The organism is Pannonibacter sp. SL95 (assembly GCF_026672425.1).
In the GTDB taxonomy this organism is placed as follows: domain Bacteria; phylum Pseudomonadota; class Alphaproteobacteria; order Rhizobiales; family Stappiaceae; genus Pannonibacter.
Genome location: NZ_JAPPRC010000006.1, coordinates 504,951 through 522,562, shown reverse-complemented (window position 1 = coordinate 522,562; position 17,612 = coordinate 504,951). Strand labels below are relative to the sequence as shown.

The following is a 17,612-nucleotide window of genomic DNA, read 5'->3' as shown; positions in this document are numbered from 1 at the left end:
CAGATCAACCTGCGTGCCCGGCCCAGCCTGACGGCCAATCAGGCAAGCGGACGGAAATGCTTGGACAGTTTCAGGGCCTGCCCCTGATAATTGGAACCGATGCCCTCGCCGTAAAGGCTGTGCGGACGTTCCAGCATGTGTTCATAGACAAGACGACCGACCGTCTGGCCATGCTCGAGAATGAAGGGCACGTCGTGCGAACGCACCTCCAGCACCGCGCGCGAGCCCGCGCCACCTGCCCCGCCGTGACCGAAGCCCGGATCGAAGAAGCCGGCATAGTGCACGCGGAACTCGCCGACCAGCGGATCGAACGGCACCATCTCAGCGGCAAACAGCGGCGGTACATGCACCGCTTCCTGGCTGACGAGGATGTAGAACTCGTTCGGATCGAGGATCAGTTCCGCAGGTCCGCGCCGGTGGATCGGTTCCCAGAAATCCAGCGGATGATGGGCTGAAGTGCGGTCGACATCGATCACACCCGTGTGGTGCTTGGCGCGGTAGCCGACAAGGCTGCCCTCGCCCTGACCTTCCAGATCGATGGACAGCTGGACACCACCGCCAATGCGCTCATGCCCGCCACTGACGAGGCGCTGCACCTGATGCACGCCTTCCAGCTCGCTGTCCCCGATCAGCGGTTCGCCGATGCGGAAACGGATCTGTGACAGGCGCGAGCCTTCGCGAACGAGGATGGGAAAGGTCAGCGGCGAGATTTCCGCATAGAGCGGCCCGCGATAGCCAGCTGGCACCGTGTCGAATGCCCGTCCCTCATCGGTGATGACACGGGTGAAGACGTCGAGGCGGCCCGTCGAGCTCTTGGGATTGGCCGTTGCGGAGACCGCTTCGCTGAGGGCGAGGCTCTCCTGCAAGGGCACGATGTAGACGCAGCCCGTCTCCAGCACAGCTCCGGGAGCCAGATCGATCGTGTGCAGCGCGAAGGCATCGAGCTTGTCGGCGACTGTGACGCCCTGACCAGGAAGAAAGCTGGCACGCACCCGGTAGGCCAGGCTGCCGAGGCGCAGGTCAAGGCTTGCCGGCTGGATCTGCCCCTCGACGGGCGCCGCAGCGCTGAGGATGCCGCCAGACCGGAACATGTCCTCGATCATATGGGCGGGCAGGATGCCTTCAGGGCGCATGGACAGACCTCTCGCGTTCGCGTCGCACGGGCAGGACAGCCTGCCGCTCCGGGGATCTGAGTGATTAGCTCATGGTTTCTCTCCGGCCAACCAAGTTTTATGCGCGTGATTGACGCTTTGCCGGGAATGGCGTAATGCGTCAGTCGTTCCGTGGTGATTTGGGCCGGCCGGCTTGCAGCCACGTTAAAGAAGTAGCTAAAAAGGTCGGGAGGTGAAACCCGGCCCCTATGGCCGGTTTTTTTGTATCTGGAGCCTCGACCGATGACCGCATCCGACGACCAGTCCGCTAGCAGCGGCGCAACCAGTGACGGCCTGCGCACCGCGACCCGTCTTGTGCATGGCGGCACGATCCGTTCGCAGCATGGCGAGACGTCCGAAGCGATCTTCCTCACTCAGGGCTTTGTCTATCCGAATGCCGAAGCCGCCGAGGCACGGTTCAATGGCGAGGATCCGGGCTTCGTCTATTCGCGCTATTCCAACCCGACCGTTGCCATGTTCGAACGGCGGATGTGCGAGCTTGAGCAGGCAGAGGCCGCAATCGGCACCGCCAGTGGCATGGCTGCCGTCAACCTGGCGCTGATGGCCAGCGTCAAGGCCGGTGATCATGTCGTCGCCGCCAAGGCGCTGTTCGGCTCCTGCCGCTACATCGTCGAGACGCTGCTGCCGCGCTTCGGCGTCACCAGCACGCTTGTCGACGGCACGGATCTGGACCAGTGGCGTGCTGCCGTGACCCCGAAGACCCGTGCGGTGTTCCTCGAGAGCCCGACCAACCCGACGCTGGACGTCATCGATATCGCAGCCGTCGCCGAGATCGCCCATGCGGTCGGCGCGCGCGTGATCATCGACAACGTCTTCGCCACGCCGCTGTTCCAGTCGCCGCTGAAGCTTGGTGCGGACGTGGTGGTCTACTCGGCCACCAAGCACATCGACGGCCAGGGGCGCTGCCTTGGCGGTGTCGTGCTGTCAAACGCCAAGTGGATCGAGGACGAGGTCCTGCCGCTGGTCAAGCACACTGGACCGGCGATGAGCCCATTCAATGCCTGGGTTCTGCTCAAGGGCCTCGAAACCCTGCCTCTGCGCATTGCCCGCCAGACCGAAAGTGCCCAGCGCCTTGCTGACCGGCTCGCCGGGCATGCGACGATCTCCCGCCTGATCTATCCGGGCCGGGCGGACCATCCCCAGGCGGCTGTGATTGCGCGGCAGATGACGGGCGGATCGACCATGTTGGCCTTCGAGCTGGCAGGCGGCAAGGCAGCGGCCTTCGCCTTCACCAATGCACTTCAGGTCATCAAGCTGTCGAACAACCTTGGCGACGCCAAAAGCCTGATCACGCATCCGGCAACGACGACACACAAGAACGTCGCCGAAGAGGCCCGCCTGGAGCTTGGCATCACCAACGGAATGCTGCGGCTTTCGGTTGGCCTCGAAGACCCGCTCGACCTGCTGGACGACATCGAGCGCGGGCTGGCCGCTGCCGCCGCCCTCTAGATCGGCCCGCGAAGGCTCACCGCTTGAGCACCTGGATGGCAGTGGCGATGCGCGCCGCTGCCGACAGGCCGCACAGGGCGGCAAAGCCGTAGGCGAGCACTGCAAAGCTGTCCGGCCAGACGCACATCAGCGTGAAAACGAGGATCGTTTCGGCCCCTTCAGCCAGCCCGCCAAGATAGTAGAGCGATTTCAGTCCCTGACGTGATGTCTCAAGACGCCTGCGCTCAGCCATGATCGCAAAGGTCAGGAAGGCGGCGCCGTTTGCATAGAAGCTGAACAGCAGCACCGCGGCAGCGACACCATTGGCCGCCGGATCCGCCAGCGCGAAGGCGACCGGCACGGCACCGTAAAACAGGAAGTCGAAAACGATATCCAGATAGCCGCCGAGATCCGTGCGGGACGTTGCCCGGGCGATGGCGCCATCGAGCCCGTCGGCCAGGCGATTGGCCAGAAGCAGCGGCAAGGCCAGAAGCGGATATCCAAGAGCAATCAACGCGGCGGCCGCCAGACCAAACCCCAGGCCGATGGCCGTGACGGCATTGGCCGCAAGACCTGCGGCAGCCAAGGTCCGTCCGACCGCATTCAGCGGTGGATCGATCAACGGACGAAGACGGGCATCAAACATGGCATGGTTCCGCGTTGGCACCGCCTGTGTGCTCCACGCGGAAGGCTGCGGCAAGCCCCCACACCGTCACGGCTGCGTCATCGGCAATCACGCGAAATCACGCCGGCACGGCAGACGAACAGGCTGCACTGTCCAACTGCAGGCGTTCCCCCTATATCCTTTGCACGGGATGCATTCTCCCAGCGCAATGCAGGACAGTCCATGTACAGAGCAACCACACTGGGAATTCAGGTTACGGTCGAGCCGATGTACCTGGAAGAGCAATCAGAACCGCTGAATGGCCGCTTTGTCTGGGCCTATACGGTGGAGATCCGCAATCTCGGCCAGATCCCGGTGCAACTGCGCCGCCGGCACTGGATCATCACCGATGCGCTTGGCCGGGTCGAGGAAGTGGAAGGCGCAGGCGTGATTGGCCAGCAGCCGGTCATCCAGCCGGGAGAGGCGTTCGAGTATACCTCAGGCTGCCCGTTGCCGACGCCCTCCGGCATCATGGAAGGAAGCTACCGGATGGAGCTGCCGGACGGACGGTTCATCGCCGTCGAGATTCCGGCCTTCTCGCTGGATGCGCCGTCCATGCGGCGCATCCTCAACTGACCTGTCAGGCTGTGCGGTAGCGGGCCTGAGCAGAGCGTTCGATGGCAGCCACCGTCAGCTTGTCGAGGCTGAGACGATCGCGCAGGAGTTCGAGAAGGCGCAATTCCTCCTCCGGAACGTCGCCATCGGCGGCGGCAACCTCGACAGCCAGCGCGTAGGCCGTGTCATAGAGGCGCGGCGGCAGGCTGTCGGCGATCAGATCGAGGATCGTGTCCAGCCCGTCGGCATCCTGCAGCAAATCACCGCAGGCCTGCGCGACCTTGACGATGCTGTTGCCGTCAAACCCTGCGAACACCGGCAACGCCTTCACCAGATCGCCGATCGAACCCAGTTCGTTGTCCGGCATGGAACTGTCCGCAGCGGACATGGTGACCATGACATACAGAAGGGCTTCCTGAACGCTGACTTTCTGGCTCATAAAATCGGTCACTCCCTGAGGGGCAAAACACTCGTGACAGCACTGGTATAGCCTCACCGATCCAAGGACAAGCGCCGGATCGCCGCAATGACCCCAGAGTTTCATTGACGTGACACACAGGCTTTTCTAGTGTCCGCCAGCCTGTTGCCGCGGTGCAACGCCGCTGTGGCCGCGCAGGCGCTTCCAGACGATGGCCAGCACGACGGCCCGTCATCCAGACACATGCATGGATCCCGCTAGAGATGAGCGCACATACCCTCCCTTCGCTTGACCTGTCGCCCGAATTCGTCGAGGCGGCCCGGACCTCCAAGGCCTGGCCGTTCGAGGAAGCTCGGAAACTGGTGAAGCGGGTGGAGAAACGGGATCCATCCATTCCGGTCCTGTTCGAGACCGGCTATGGCCCCTCGGGTTTGCCGCATATCGGCACGTTCGGCGAAGTGGCGCGCACGACCATGGTGCGCACGGCCTTTCGCCTGCTGACCGAAGACAAGATCCCGACGCGGCTCCTGTGCTTCTCGGACGACATGGACGGCATGCGCAAGATCCCGGACAACGTGCCGGACAAGGCGTTCCTGGAGCCCTATCTGCACATGCCGCTGACGGCTGTGCCGAACCCGTTCGGCGGCGACTTCGACAGTTTCGGCCATCACAACAACGCCATGCTGCGCCGGTTCCTCGATACGTTCGGCTTCGAATACGAGTTCGCCAGCGCGACCGAGTATTACAAGTCCGGCAAGCTCGACGGCATCCTGCTGCGCGCGGCTGAACGCTATCAGGCGCTGATGGACGTGATGCTGCCGACGCTGGGCGCTGAGCGTCAGGCGACCTACAGCCCGTTCCTGCCGATTTCCCCGATTTCGGGCCGCGTGCTCTACGTGCCGATGAAGGAAGTCGACGCCAAGAACGGCACCATCACCTTCGAGGGCGAAGATGGCCGCGACTGCACCCTGCCGGTTACCGGCGGTCATGTGAAGCTTCAGTGGAAGCCGGACTTCGGCGCCCGCTGGGCTGCGCTCAGCGTCGATTTCGAGATGTTCGGCAAGGACCATGGTCCGAACATGCCGCTCTACGACAAGATCTGCGAGATCCTCGGCGGCACCCCGCCGGAGCACTATGTCTACGAGCTGTTCCTGGCCGATGACGGCGCCAAGATCTCCAAGTCCAAGGGCAATGGCCTCACCATCGACGAATGGCTGACCTATGCCGCGCCGGAGAGCCTGGCGCTCTACATGTTCGGCAAGCCGAAGACCGCGAAGAAGCTCTATTTCGACGTCATCCCGAAGGCGGTGGACGAGTATTTCGCTTATGCGGAAAAGTTCCCGGCGATGTCGGCGGACCAGAAGCTGATGAACCCGGCCTGGCATATCCACTCCGGCGACGTTCCGGCAATCAACATGCCGGTCCCGTTCTCCATGCTGCTGAACCTCGTTTCGGCCTCCAATGCCGAGAACAAGGACGTGCTGTGGGCCTTCATCACCCGCTATGCGCCGGCTGTGACCAAGGAAACTCATCCGAAGCTCGACGAGCTGGTGACCTTTGCCATTCGGTACTTCGACGACTTCGTCAAGCCGACCAAGCAGTTCCGCGCCCCGGACGATGTCGAGCGCGCGGCTCTCATGGAACTCGATGCTGCGCTTGCGGCCCTGCCGGCTGGTGCCGATGGCAGCACCATCCAGGACGCGGCACTCGATGTGGCGCGCAAGATCGAGCGGTATCAGGACCACGCCAAGAAGAGCCCGGACGGTGGTCCGGGCGTCTCCGTGGTCTGGTTCCAGGCGCTGTATCAGGTGTTGCTGGGTCTGCAGCAGGGCCCGCGCTTCGGCTCGTTCGTGGCCCTCTATGGCATCGCCGAGACACGCGCGCTGATCGCCAAGGCGCTCAGCGGCGAACTCGTCGCCGGCTAAGCCTGCGGTCGGTCAATTGGGAACAACGGACCCGGGAGCGCCCAGCGCTTCCGGGTCTTTCACATCAAAGGGATTGACCCAGTCGCCAGTGCCCGCAGCGGCGCCCGGCATCACGACGAGCGGCTCGGCCTGTGTCCCGGCCGGCTGGGGCGACGCTTCCTCGATTACTGGCTCGATTGGGGTCGTGAGCACCAGAGGCGCAAGTTCAGCCACCCATTCCGCCTGCCACTGCCCGGCCTTGGCGGTGCGGGCCGCTTCAATGGCGGCCTGATAGGCCTCGGGTGCGCCATCTGCCGGAACCGCCCAGCCCTGTTTCACGAGCCAGAGGCCAACGTCCTGACCGCCCTTGGAACAGGTCGCCGAGATCTCGCGCTCACCGACCGCGGCAACACGCTCGCAGGCCAGGGTAAAGGCCCGGACCAGGCCCTGCAGCGACGAGCGGGCCCTTGCGCCACATGGCCAGTCGCCACCAAGCCGTGACGTGCAGGTATCCTTTGCGCCCAGTGCCGTGACATGCGCGATGCGCACGACGAGCCGGCCCGATTTCAAAGTGCCACCATCCAGCACGACCGCGCCCTTCAGGTCGAAGGCCCCCTTGGGCAGTCCAGCCTCGGGGTCCTTTGGCTCGGCCAGCTTGCCAACAGGCGCAACACGCTGCAGCGGACCAGAAACGGACGGCGTTGCAACGCCAGGCGGCGACACGTTGCGGATGGCCGAAGGCGCGGGCGCCTGTTCGGCAGCAACCGCTCCAACATTCTGTATCAGCGCAAAACTCATCAGCGCGAGTGAGACGAACGGCCATTGAGCATGGCGCGCAAAGGCAGGCTTCGTGAACGACATGACGCGCTCCGGGCGAACGGTTGCAGCAGAGGCAACCGGAGTTACTGGCTGGCCCAGACGATCCGCGAGATCCAGTCGACCTGGGCAAGATCGAGCACGACAATGGTGCCGGAGGCAGCCAGCGGATGCAACTCGATGGTTCGTGCTGTCCTGCGATGCAGCACATGCAGGTCGATGCCGCCACCGGTCTGCCGGACAACCACCCTGTCACCGCGCCTAACCGGAACGTCCGGCGCCACGATTACAAGGTCACCATCGCGATAGACCGGCAGCCGGTCATTGCCGGAAACTTCCAGCGCAAACAGTCTGCGTCCGTCCATGTCCGGAAACGGGATCTCATCCCAGCCCTCGCCGGCTGGACAGCCGCTCGGATCAAAGAAACCGGCACCGCCAACGTCTGACAGGCCAGCGAAGGGAACCGTCTGCTGCGCCGCTTCCGCGGGGCTGACCGGAGCGGCCTGCGGCGAGATGAGGGCCACAAACTCGATAAGTGGTGCTCCAGTGGCCTCCAGCACCTTGGCGAGGGATTCGGTTGATGGCCAACGCGGACGCCCGTCGGCAGCAATGCGCTTCGACGGATTGAATGTCGTCGGGTCCAGCCCGGCACGCCGTGCCAGGCCAGACGGCGAAAGACCCTTGCGGGCGGCCAGGGCGTCAATTGCGGCCCATACTCGCTCGTGCGAGAGCATGGCGTTCATCTCCCGGATTGTATTTCAGGAATATATCCCTCTCAACCGCTCCACACTCCGGCAATTATTCCTGAAGTCAAGAAAATACCGACCCGTAACCATGCCGAGGTCAGTTGTCCAACGCAATTGCAGCGTTTAGGGTCCGCCCGCCTGCGCCCGTCCGGGTGGATGGCATCCGGTCACAAGACAACGGTTTCCCGACATGACGCTAATCTTCAAGATCCTGCCAGATGCGATGTGGCGTGCGGCCGAGCGCGAAGGCATTTTCCGGGGAGCCCCGGTCGACCTTGCGGACGGGTACATCCATTTTTCCACGGCGGCGCAGGTTCGGGAAACGGCCGCCCGGCATTTCGCAGGCCAGACTGATCTTCTGCTGGCCGCCTTCGACAGCGACGCATTCGGCACCGCGTTGAAGTGGGAGCCCTCCCGCGGCGGCGCGCTGTTTCCGCATCTGTACGGCACGCTTTCGCCCAGTCAGGCAATTTGGGTGCACCCCCTGCCCCTCGGTCAGGATGGCGCCCATCAGTTTCCGGAGCTGGATGCATGATGTCCTCGTTCGCAGGTCGCCTCGCCCTCAGCGCACTCCATTGTCTCGACGCGGAAACAGCCCACGGCGTGACAATCCGCGCGCTTGCGGCCGGGCTTTATCCCCGCTTTGACAACGCCCGTTTCCCGTCGCTGGAGCAGACGGTGCTTGGCCTGCCCTTCCCCAATCCGCTGGGCATGGCAGCCGGTTTCGACAAGAACGGCGAAGTTGCCGATGCGGTTCTCGGGCTCGGCTTCGGCTTTGCAGAGGTCGGGACCGTTACCCCCTTGCCGCAGGCCGGCAATCCAAAGCCACGCCTGTTCCGGCTGCCCGCTGACCTTGGCGTCATCAACCGGTTCGGTTTCAACAACGAAGGCCATGACGCCCTGCTCGCGCGGCTGGAGGCCCGTCGAAAGCGCGGCGGCATCGTCGGTGTCAATGTCGGGGCCAACAAGGACGCGGCGGACCGGGTCGCGGACTATGTCGCCGGCATCCGGAAGTTTGCCGGGCTCGCGTCCTATTTCACCGTCAACATTTCCTCGCCCAACACGCCGGGCCTGCGCGATCTGCAGGCCAAGGAAGCCCTGGACGAGTTGCTGGCGGCCGTAATGGCTGAGCGGGACCGCGCTGCATCGCACACGGGTCGCAAGGTTCCGGTGCTGTTGAAGATCGCGCCGGATGTCTCTTCAGAAGGGCTGGAGGATATTGCCGAAGCCGTCGGCAAGCACAGCGTCGACGGCCTGATCGTGTCCAACACGACGCTGTCGCGGCAGGGCCTTTCGGATACGGCGACCGGCGCGCAGGCGGGCGGTCTGTCGGGTCGCCCCCTGTTCCGGCGCGCGACCATCATTCTCGCGCGGACGCGCAAGCTGGTCGGCCCGGATCTGCCGATCATCGGAGTGGGCGGGATCGACTCGCCAGAGGCTGCCTTCACGAAGATCACCGCTGGCGCGACGCTGCTGCAGCTCTACTCCGCGCTGGTCTACAAGGGACCGGATCTCGTTCATGCGATCCTGAACCATCTGGACCGGGAACTGAAGCGCCGCGGACTGACGAACCTCGCCGAAGCGCGGTCCGTCAATGTCGACGCCTGGGCCGGTGAGACGCTGGACTGAGCGCCTCACCGATCTTGTTGCCATCAAACCGTAAGCCGTCCGGGTTCAGCGACGCTCGGCGCGCAGGTCAGCCACCTCGGCACGCAAAGCCTTCAGCTCGACAAGGATCTGCGATGTATCCAGCTGGATTGCGCGGCGCTCGTCCATCGCATCCTGTTCGTGCTCGTCTTCCATTGCCGACACGATGATGCCGATGAACAGGTTGAGCACCGTGAATGCCGTGCAGAGGATGAAGGGAATGAAGAACGCCCAGGCATAGGGGTGAACTTCCATGATCGGACGGACGATACCGTCGGACCAACCCTCAAGCGTCATGATCTGGAACAGGGTGTATGTCGTCCGTCCGAGATCACCGAACCAGTCAGGGAACGTCTGGGCGTAGAGCTTCGTCGCCATGACGGCGAAGACATAGAAGACCAGAACCATAAGCACGATGATCGAGCCCATACCAGGCAGGGCAGCGATCAGGCCACCGATGACCCGGCGCAGGGACGGCACGATCGAAATCAGCCGCAGCACGCGAAGGATGCGCAGGGCGCGCAGGACGGACAAGGCCCCGCTGGCCGGCAGCAAGGCAATCACGACGATCACGAAGTCGAAGATGCTCCAGGGATCGCGGAAGAAGGCAAGCCGGTGTGCGTAAAGCCGCAGCAGAAGTTCGACGACGAAGATGCCAAGAATGACGTTGTCGAGGAAATGCAACAAGGGGCCAATCGCAGCCATCACAGATGCACTTGTCTCCAGGCCAAGTGTGATCGCGTTGAAAACGATGATCGTAATGATACCCGCTTCCCAGCGGCGGGAGGAAATAAGCGCGAGAACTGCGTCACGCATGATGAACAGACACTCCAAGTGAGCAAAATTGCGCGCGCAACCTTGCAAGTCACGGAGCAGGTTGCAAGCGAATTTCTGCTTTTGAATCAATCTAGAAGTATTCGGTCTCCAGTTTGCTCGCGGGCGGGCTCGACTGGATATGCCAGCCGTGCTGCATCGGCCGTTGAAATGCGCGATGTGCGCTTGACAGACCGGGGGCAAGCGGCGATCTATGGGGGCGCGCGGGTATGGTGAAATGGTATCACAGAAGCTTCCCAAGCTTTTAGCGCGGGTTCGATTCCCGCTACCCGCTCCAGTCCTTCCGAACTTGTTTGACTTCCATCTGCTGCGCTGACGTAGCGGCATGGTTAAGCTTTTGTTCGCTATCCTTCGAATTTGAATGGTCACGGTAAGCTTCATTCAAGGCTTGCACGTCAGGGTTTCCGCCAAGAACTCTCGGGTGGGGAAGCCGGATCATGACGACGTTGAACGTAGCGCTGTCCTCGAAGCTGCAAACAACGCTGGGCAACAAGGGTGTTGATGCCTACGCGGTCTATTTCGATGCCAATGGCGCAGCGCAGTGGACGAAGATGGTGTCGAACGGCACCGTCAAGGACAAGGGCACTGTCAGCATTGATCTGCCGACACAGCTTAATGGCGGAAAGATCTATTTCCTCATCCAGAGCCAGGACCCGAACGGCACCCAGACTGATCTGACCAGCCTTATCACCCAGCAGAGCCAGATCAACTGGAACACGGCGGCGCAGTACCAGTTTCGCTATGACAGTTTCGAAGTCACATTGCTTGGCCAGTCAGGCGACGTAGGCAACCTGACATCGGTGGAAGGCTTCGGCATTCCGATGGAGATCAAGGTGCCCTATGCCAACGGCACTACGGCTACTCGCGGCTATGAATCATCCGGATCGTCGCTGTTCTGGAACCTGAAGAGCGCCAACGGACAATCCTTGAGCACCTTCACCGATGGTCCGCTCGCCGGCACTTACCGGAGTGTCACGTCGCCAGCCCAGTCGGTCACGCTGCCAGCTGGAAGCCAACCCTACACGGCGTCAAGCTGGAACGGATACATCGATACGCTCAAGACCGCGGCTCCGGGCGTAACAGTGTCAGGCTTCTTCAATGGGGCCAAGGACAGCAATGGCGTCTATCATGAAGCCGGCTTTTTCGGGTACAGCCTGGAATGGGTCGCTGGCGCTGACGGCAAGCCCGGTTTCTTCTGGCTGAACCCGACGGCGACAAGCCAGATCAAGGGGCACATCAAGATCACCGCCGACGCCCTGGCCAACAGCATTTATTCCACTCTCGGCAACGTGGAAATCTACGCCAGCAAGACCGATGCAACGGCCTATACGATCCTGAACTCCGGATCGACGGAAATGAACACCGGGGCCAACACCCAGTGGGGTGAAGTCCTGACCCAGTTCCTGACCGGCTTCACGGCCGGCTACTATGGCACCGCAGGACAGTCGCTGAACCCGTTCGTCAGCCAGACCATCAACCTGAGCCAGAACTGGAACTGGGACCCGACCTATGCCTTCGGCCAGAGCCTGTCCGGCAAGGCAGCGCCGTTCCATGACTACTACTCGCAAGTCTTCTTCAACATGTCGAACTCCTACGGGTCCGGCTATTCCGACAACCTGATGGACGCCTATGCCCAGGGCGGGCCGCTGATTTCGGTCGCCGAACAGGTCAATGGCGTCTGGAAAAACGTCAAGAACATCGACCTGAAGCTGTTTGATGACAGCGAGATCCCGAACGGATACGTGACACCGGTCATCTACAACTACATCGCGCCGATTGGTGAAGTTGACTACGGAACGAAGCAGTTCTTCCAGGGAAGTTACAACATTCCGAAATGGCAGAGCGTCAACCCCTGTACAGTGACGCTCAACTTCTTCAATCAGAATGCGATACTCAAGGACGATACCCTGATCACCTTGCGCATCTTTGATGGCACGGTGAATGGTGAACCCTATTTCCAGGCGTTGACGTTGAACGGCGCTGGCAACGGCGGTCTATGGCAGAACTGGGCGATCTCCCAGAACGCGACGACGGGCACATATGTCATCAATGCCATCCCGAACACCCCGCAGACCGCCGGCGCGCTGGTCATCAGCAGCCTGCCTACGGTGCAGGACGGCATAGGCTGGTATCAGATCGTTGTCGGATCCGGTGCGGCGGCCAAAACCTTCAATCTCTACACGACCACCAAAGGTGGCCAGTTCCTGAACCCGGCCATTTCCAACCAGGCCGGTAGCCTTGCAGTTGACGGGTTGGCCAACGTCAGTCCGCAAACCGCAACCTCATCGACAATCCAGACTTTTGCGGTCGATTTCCTCTACAGCGGCAGCACGACGCTAAGCCCCGATCTGCTGACCTGGAACACCAATCCGCTGCATGTCAGCCAGCAGCCACTGGCAACGGCCCCGATCGCTGGAACGCTCGTCGCCGGCGTGTTTACGGCCCTGTCAGGCCAAGTCAATCTGGCGAGCAACAACGCAACCAGCACCAGCGCCGAACTCGCGTTTGGCTGGACTGGCACCAACAGCGCCACCGGGACCGCTTCGTGGATTTCCGGAACGACGAACAAGGTGAACGCGGGCAACCTGGCCGCCATTTCGGTCCGCCAGGGCGGGCAGGACGTGCTGGCGCCGGTCTATGCCAGCGGCGATCTCGATGGCATGTGGCAGACCAGCACGGCGCTGGCGCTTGGCAATGGCACCTACACGGTGACCGTGACGGAGATGCTGGCGGCCGGCAGCGGCATTGGCGCTGCGATCTCGCCGGCGAGCAATACGCTCACCCTGAAGGTTGATGTCGACGAGGCGCCGATCCTTGCCAACAGCGCCGGCAACGGCGTGAAGATCGACCTGACAAGCGCGCCCAATGCGCAGGCGAGTTGGGTGAAGTTTGCCGTTCAGTCCGAGTCCGTCGACACGGGTCTGTCCGTTCTTGTCTATGCTGTTGACGCGAAAGGCAATTACGTCAACCGCGCTGGCGTGTCGGGGGCCTCTGTCTCCTTTGACGATGCCATTCGCGGCACGGTTGGAGCTGCGACCGACGACGCAGGCAACACGCTGGTGCTTGGCTCCCAATCCGTGTTGCTGCGCCCCGGCGAGGAGCTGCGCTTTGCCGTATTGAGCGGCAATGACGTTGTGACGCTGCATCCGGGCGCAACCGTGTCAGGCGCATCCGGATCGCCTTTGACGGTTTCCGTTGGTGGTCTGACGCTCAGCGCGACAGCGAACAACGACCTCAGCAGCAATGCCCTGATGGCGAGCGCCCAGCGCAACACGGATCTGCCGTTGATGTATCTCGATCAGGGCCAGAAACTGAACCTGACGCTGACCGGCAGCACATCGCTCACCAATCAGCTCGCCTTTGTCCGCCTCGACATGGATCTGTCCGGAAAGATCAGCCTGAATGGCGTCAGCATGACGGACGCATCGGCGTTCCGCTCAGAGGTCGCCAAATCCCTCGATGGCGGCGGCAGTTTTACGTTCCAGGGGAGCGACACATCGCCCGTCTCCGCTGTGTGGACTGTCGCTGGCAAGAATGGCTATTACGCCCCGGTGCTGCTGACGGGAACCAAGGAGGTCTTCGTGCTTGGCATCGCCAACTCGGACGGAGCCGAACATATCCGGCTGCTCGGCCAGAACACGTTCGGTTTTGAGGACCTCACAAAGGCACAAGGCGCCGATTTCGACTTCAACGATCTGGTCGTCGGGATCTCGGCGGGATCAGGCTCGTCGGCGAATTTCGTCGCCTGACGCAGCCACCGCAGTCAGCTGATGGTGTTCGCCACCGGCAGCAGCCGGTTTCGGGCCGTGCCATGTGTCGTCTTGTGCCAATGGTGCGGCCGGACGACAAAATCCCAGATGGCGCGGTAGAACGCCAGGCTGGCGCACAGCCAGTAGAGCGGAATGCCGGCCAGATCGAGGATGCGCAAGGGAATGCCGCGCCGTCGCGCTGCCGTCAGGCTGGCAAAGACGGCAGCGCCATAGCCGACCGATGCCGTGAGGCCGCTCAGGATCACGACCATCTGGCCGACCAAACCATCCGTCAGCGGCAAGCCCCACAGGCCCAGGCAATACCCGACCAACGCCAACGTAAACAGCGGATGCACCGCGAGGGTCACGAGACTGCCGGCAATGAGGATGCTCATGGGCAATGTCTTGGCGAGGCCTGCCTGCTTCAACAGGAGGCCGGGATCGCGCAGATGGACAAAGCAGGTCTGCAGCCAGCCCTTGTACCAGCGCGCCCGCTGCGCATACCAGACTTTCCAGGTCACCGGCGCTTCCTCGAAAGTCGTGCTGTTGAGCGCCGCGCTGTCATAGCCAAATCGCGCGAGGCGAATGCCGAGGTCCGCGTCTTCCGTCACGTTGTAGGGGTCCCACCCCCCCGCCTCGATCAAGGCAGAGCGGCGGAAATGGTTTGACGTGCCTCCCAGTGGGAAGGCCCAGCCCTCGCTCGAGAACCAGGGGATCATCTGGTCGAACAGCACGGCATATTCCATCGCGAACTGGCGCGTGAAGAAGCTGTCGCCGGCATTGTCGATCGACAGACTGGCCTGCAGGCAAGCGAGCTTGTCCGGGGACGCCCGAAAGCGGCGCACGGCCCGCTTGAGCTGGTCAGGCTCGGGGCGATCCTCGGCGTCGAAGATCGTGACAAACTCCCCGCGCGCCGCTGCAAGCCCGTAAGAAAGCGCCCGCGGCTTTGTGCGCGGACGGCCATCCGGCACCACGACCACTTCCATATGCGAAAATAAAAGGCCGCTGAAAGCGGCCTTGGTGTCGTGGTCATCGCATTCGACCAGAAACTTGATGTCCAGCCGCTCCTGCGGGTAATCGAGACTGGCAAGCGCGGCCACCAGCCCCGGCACAACGGCCGCTTCCCGGTACAGCGGTACAAGCACCGTATACAGGGGCCATTCGTCCGCACTGCCTGATGCATCGCCGCCGAAATGCGGCTCGACCCTGTCGCACAAGGCCAATGCGCTGGCACGGACCGCACTGACGATGCGGCCACAGCCCGTTGAAATACAGCTCATGCCGACAACAAGGCTGAACGCAAAAGCCTGGGTCTCCAGCGGCAGGATCATGCCTGCGGCAAACCCCGAGCTCAGCATGGACAAGCCAGAGTACTGGCCAGGCGTGATCCTCTCGCGCGCCGACATTTCCGGGAACCGCTGTTCCAGTTCGCCGGCCGGGGCCCTGAGAACCGTGATCGCAATCCGCAGGGCAGACGGGGTCGTGACACGAATGCAGCTCGACCAGTCCGGATGCCGCTGCAGCAAGGTCCGCATGTCCGCCACGTCCTCCAGGGCTGGCGCGACAGCGTAGATCGGGCGGCCGCTTTCGATGCCAATCAGCAGCGGGCCGGCCTCCCCTTCGCCAAACTGCATGACCACATCACCGACAACCAGCGGACGAAACGACCCATCGGGCAGAAATGGCACGCCGCAGCTCTCGGCCACGGCGCTGTAATAGGTCTCTTCGGTAATCAGGGACTGACGCAGGAGATGGCGCGCCGGATTGTCGCCGTGGTACGATCCCATCTGGCAGGCCCAATCAACCATCGAAGCCGGAAACCCGCGTGACAAAAGCACTTTCATCTCTGGTGGCAGAGCAAGATGTTGTCCGACCGCAAGGCCGGAGCGAAGCTCAGGCTTTGCGGCAGTCAGCACAGGTTCGCGCCGCTGCGCCATCTTTGCGTTGCCTTGTCCCAGATCCATGTGCCGACCGAGCCTCCCAATTCGGTGTCACCCACTCGCGTCTCGCGCTTAACTCTACGTTAACCTCAAGCCGGCCAATTCGCGCAATAGTTACATTTTTTCTCTTGTCCCTTTTTGCGATTATACTTAACGCTCAAGCTGCATATGCAACCGATACACAATCAAAATCTGCAGACGCGCAAATATCGTCGCAGATTGTTCCGAACTTCTGGGACCCGCGTAGCCTGCTGGAACGACCGGCAGAAACACCGGAGCGCATCGAGTTTCTTGCAACGGATGACTTTCCGCCCTTCTCCTTCAGGGACAAGACCGAACGGCTCACAGGGTTCCATGTCGATCTGGCGCGCGCGCTCTGCGAGGAACTGCAGAGTTCCTGCAGCATGCGGGTGAAGGCCTTTGAGGCCTTGCCGGACGCTCTGGAGGCTGACGAGGGCGATGCCGCCATTGCCGGTCTTGCCAAGACAGCAGAGCTGGGCGAGCGCTTCAGCTTTTCCGATCCCTATCTCAAGTTGCCTGGCCGCTTTGTTGTCCGCGCTTCGGACCGGGATCGCTTCGATGGGACCTCGTTTGCCGGCACCGCCGTCGCCGTCGAAAAGGGCAGCCGCCATGCAGCGTTTCTGAAGGACCGCATGCCCGAGTTGCAGATCACCGAGTTCGAGACGCTCGCCGAAGCACGTGAGGCGCTGCGCTCTGGCAAGGTCGCGGCGCATTTCGGCGATGGCATGGCGCTCTCGTTCTGGCTTAGCGGTGCGCTTTCGGAGGCGTGCTGCGTCTTTGTTCCCGGCCCCTGGATGGAGGAAGCCTATTTTGGGGATGGACTGCGCATCGCGGTCCGCCAGGAAGATGCCGTCCTGCTGGAAGCCATCAACTATGGTCTGCGCCGGCTGCAGGAGAAGGGCATCTACGCCGAACTGTACCGCCGCTACTTCCCCACCAGCTTTTTCTGAAGCCGAAGGCCGCGCGATTGCGGCACTTGCCCGCCTTCGCTATGGCTGAGGGCAATTGTGACGCACGCCGCCCTCTCCAACGAAAGCCCGAATGCATGACAGACCTTCTGTGGACCCGTCCGGACGCGCAGCCCTCCGCCACTCTCCTGCTGGCGCATGGCGCAGGCGCAGCGATGGACTCGAGCTTCATGAACCGCATGGCTGCCGCGCTTGCGGAAAACGGCGTGAAGGTCGCGCGCTTCGAGTTTCCCTACATGGCAGCCCGCCGGGCAGGTGGCAAGAAAGCCCCGCCGCCGAAGGCTGAGCTTCTGGTCAGCGCCTTCCAGACCGCCCTGCAACAGATCATGCCCGAGGTGGAAGGAACGCTCCTGATCGGCGGCAAGTCGATGGGTGGCCGCGTTGCCGCGATGCTCGCGGGCGGCGCATCGCTGCCGGCCAAGGTGAAGGGTGTTGTCTGTGTCGGCTATCCGTTCCATCCGACCGGCAAGGCGGATGTCTGGCGTCTGGAGCCACTCGAACAGAGCCGGCGCCCGATCCTGATCACCCAGGGCGAGCGCGATCCGTTCGGATCAGCCGCAGAACTGGAAACCGTTGCCCTGCCCCCGAGCGTCACCATCACCTATCTGGAAGATGGCAACCACGACCTGGGCCCGCGCGGCCAGTCGCCGGCAACCTGGGACGGCAACATCCACAGCGCGGCTGAGGCGATTGCCGGGTTCGCGGCTCGGGTCGCCTGACGCCATCTAGCACGCCAGATGAGAGACGTGC

The 17,612-nt window shown here is 62.5% G+C and carries 15 protein-coding genes, 1 tRNA gene and 1 riboswitch; of the genes, 9 read left to right on the top strand and 7 right to left on the bottom strand.

Annotated features, from left to right (window positions below):
* Positions 1-38: 38 nt before the first annotated feature.
* Entirely contained in the window at positions 39-1,133 is a 1,095-nt protein-coding gene (locus OVA12_RS19485) for a 2'-deoxycytidine 5'-triphosphate deaminase (protein ID WP_268140257.1), read from the bottom strand.
* A 140-nt stretch (positions 1,134-1,273) separates the two neighbouring features.
* A riboswitch (SAM riboswitch) is annotated at positions 1,274-1,353 on the top strand.
* Positions 1,354-1,394: 41 nt separating this feature from the next.
* Here OVA12_RS19485 and OVA12_RS19480 point away from each other — a divergent pair.
* Positions 1,395-2,621: an O-succinylhomoserine sulfhydrylase gene (locus OVA12_RS19480; RefSeq protein ID WP_268140255.1), complete on the top strand. Its 1,227-nt coding sequence runs from the start codon at positions 1,395-1,397 to the stop codon at positions 2,619-2,621.
* A 16-nt stretch (positions 2,622-2,637) separates the two neighbouring features.
* Here OVA12_RS19480 and OVA12_RS19475 read toward each other — a convergent pair whose 3' ends face one another.
* Positions 2,638-3,246 carry a CDP-alcohol phosphatidyltransferase family protein gene (locus OVA12_RS19475; protein ID WP_268140253.1) on the bottom strand — a complete coding sequence of 203 codons (609 nt, stop codon included), beginning with the start codon at positions 3,244-3,246 and terminating at the stop codon, positions 2,638-2,640.
* Between the two features lie 201 nt (positions 3,247-3,447).
* On the opposite strand from OVA12_RS19475, the gene apaG reads away from it, so the two are divergent.
* Positions 3,448-3,840 carry a Co2+/Mg2+ efflux protein ApaG gene (gene apaG, locus OVA12_RS19470; protein WP_106751709.1) on the top strand — a complete coding sequence of 131 codons (393 nt, stop codon included), beginning with the start codon at positions 3,448-3,450 and terminating at the stop codon, positions 3,838-3,840.
* 4 nt (positions 3,841-3,844) lie between these two features.
* Here apaG and OVA12_RS19465 read toward each other — a convergent pair whose 3' ends face one another.
* A complete protein-coding gene (locus tag OVA12_RS19465) occupies positions 3,845-4,258 on the bottom strand; it encodes a tellurite resistance TerB family protein (RefSeq protein ID WP_268140252.1) in 414 nt (137 codons plus the stop codon).
* 242 nt (positions 4,259-4,500) lie between these two features.
* Here OVA12_RS19465 and OVA12_RS19460 point away from each other — a divergent pair, with 242 nt between their 5' ends.
* A complete protein-coding gene (locus OVA12_RS19460) occupies positions 4,501-6,162 on the top strand; it encodes a lysine--tRNA ligase (RefSeq protein WP_268140250.1) in 1,662 nt (553 codons plus the stop codon).
* Positions 6,163-6,174: 12 nt separating this feature from the next.
* Here the strand turns inward: OVA12_RS19460 and OVA12_RS19455 are convergent, their stop codons facing one another.
* Both OVA12_RS19455 and OVA12_RS19450 read right to left on the bottom strand, forming a co-directional pair.
* A complete protein-coding gene (locus tag OVA12_RS19455; protein WP_268140248.1) occupies positions 6,175-7,002 on the bottom strand; it encodes a thermonuclease family protein in 828 nt (275 codons plus the stop codon).
* A 41-nt stretch (positions 7,003-7,043) separates the two neighbouring features.
* Entirely contained in the window at positions 7,044-7,691 is a 648-nt protein-coding gene (locus OVA12_RS19450; RefSeq protein WP_268140246.1) for a S24 family peptidase, read from the bottom strand.
* A gap of 202 nt (positions 7,692-7,893) precedes the next feature.
* Here OVA12_RS19450 and OVA12_RS19445 point away from each other — a divergent pair, with 202 nt between their 5' ends.
* Positions 7,894-8,238: a DUF952 domain-containing protein gene (locus OVA12_RS19445; RefSeq protein ID WP_268140243.1), complete on the top strand. Its 345-nt coding sequence runs from the start codon at positions 7,894-7,896 to the stop codon at positions 8,236-8,238.
* Positions 8,235-9,332, top strand: coding sequence for a quinone-dependent dihydroorotate dehydrogenase (locus OVA12_RS19440; protein ID WP_268140241.1), 1,098 nt, complete (start codon positions 8,235-8,237; stop codon positions 9,330-9,332). The genes OVA12_RS19445 and OVA12_RS19440 overlap by 4 nt, the downstream gene beginning before the upstream one ends.
* A gap of 45 nt (positions 9,333-9,377) precedes the next feature.
* Here OVA12_RS19440 and OVA12_RS19435 read toward each other — a convergent pair whose 3' ends face one another.
* Positions 9,378-10,166 carry an ion transporter gene (locus OVA12_RS19435; RefSeq protein WP_268140239.1) on the bottom strand — a complete coding sequence of 263 codons (789 nt, stop codon included), beginning with the start codon at positions 10,164-10,166 and terminating at the stop codon, positions 9,378-9,380.
* A 221-nt stretch (positions 10,167-10,387) separates the two neighbouring features.
* On the opposite strand from OVA12_RS19435, the gene OVA12_RS19430 reads away from it, so the two are divergent.
* Positions 10,388-10,461, top strand: a tRNA-Gly gene (locus tag OVA12_RS19430).
* Positions 10,462-10,621: 160 nt separating this feature from the next.
* Positions 10,622-13,933: a beta-1,3-glucanase family protein gene (locus OVA12_RS19425; RefSeq protein WP_268140238.1), complete on the top strand. Its 3,312-nt coding sequence runs from the start codon at positions 10,622-10,624 to the stop codon at positions 13,931-13,933.
* Between the two features lie 14 nt (positions 13,934-13,947).
* On the opposite strand, the gene OVA12_RS19420 is transcribed toward OVA12_RS19425, so the two are convergent.
* The gene (locus OVA12_RS19420; RefSeq protein WP_268140237.1) at positions 13,948-15,720 is read right to left on the bottom strand and encodes a glycosyltransferase family 2 protein; all 1,773 of its coding nucleotides are present in this window, start codon (positions 15,718-15,720) and stop codon (positions 13,948-13,950) included.
* 38 nt (positions 15,721-15,758) lie between these two features.
* On the opposite strand from OVA12_RS19420, the gene OVA12_RS19415 reads away from it, so the two are divergent.
* Positions 15,759-16,844 (top strand): transporter substrate-binding domain-containing protein, encoded by a 1,086-nt coding sequence (locus tag OVA12_RS19415; protein WP_326493926.1) that lies wholly within the window; start codon positions 15,759-15,761, stop codon positions 16,842-16,844.
* Positions 16,845-16,939: 95 nt separating this feature from the next.
* Complete coding sequence (locus OVA12_RS19410; protein ID WP_268140235.1) at positions 16,940-17,581, top strand: alpha/beta family hydrolase; 642 nt, start codon at positions 16,940-16,942, stop codon at positions 17,579-17,581.
* The last annotated feature ends 31 nt before the right edge of the window (positions 17,582-17,612 follow it).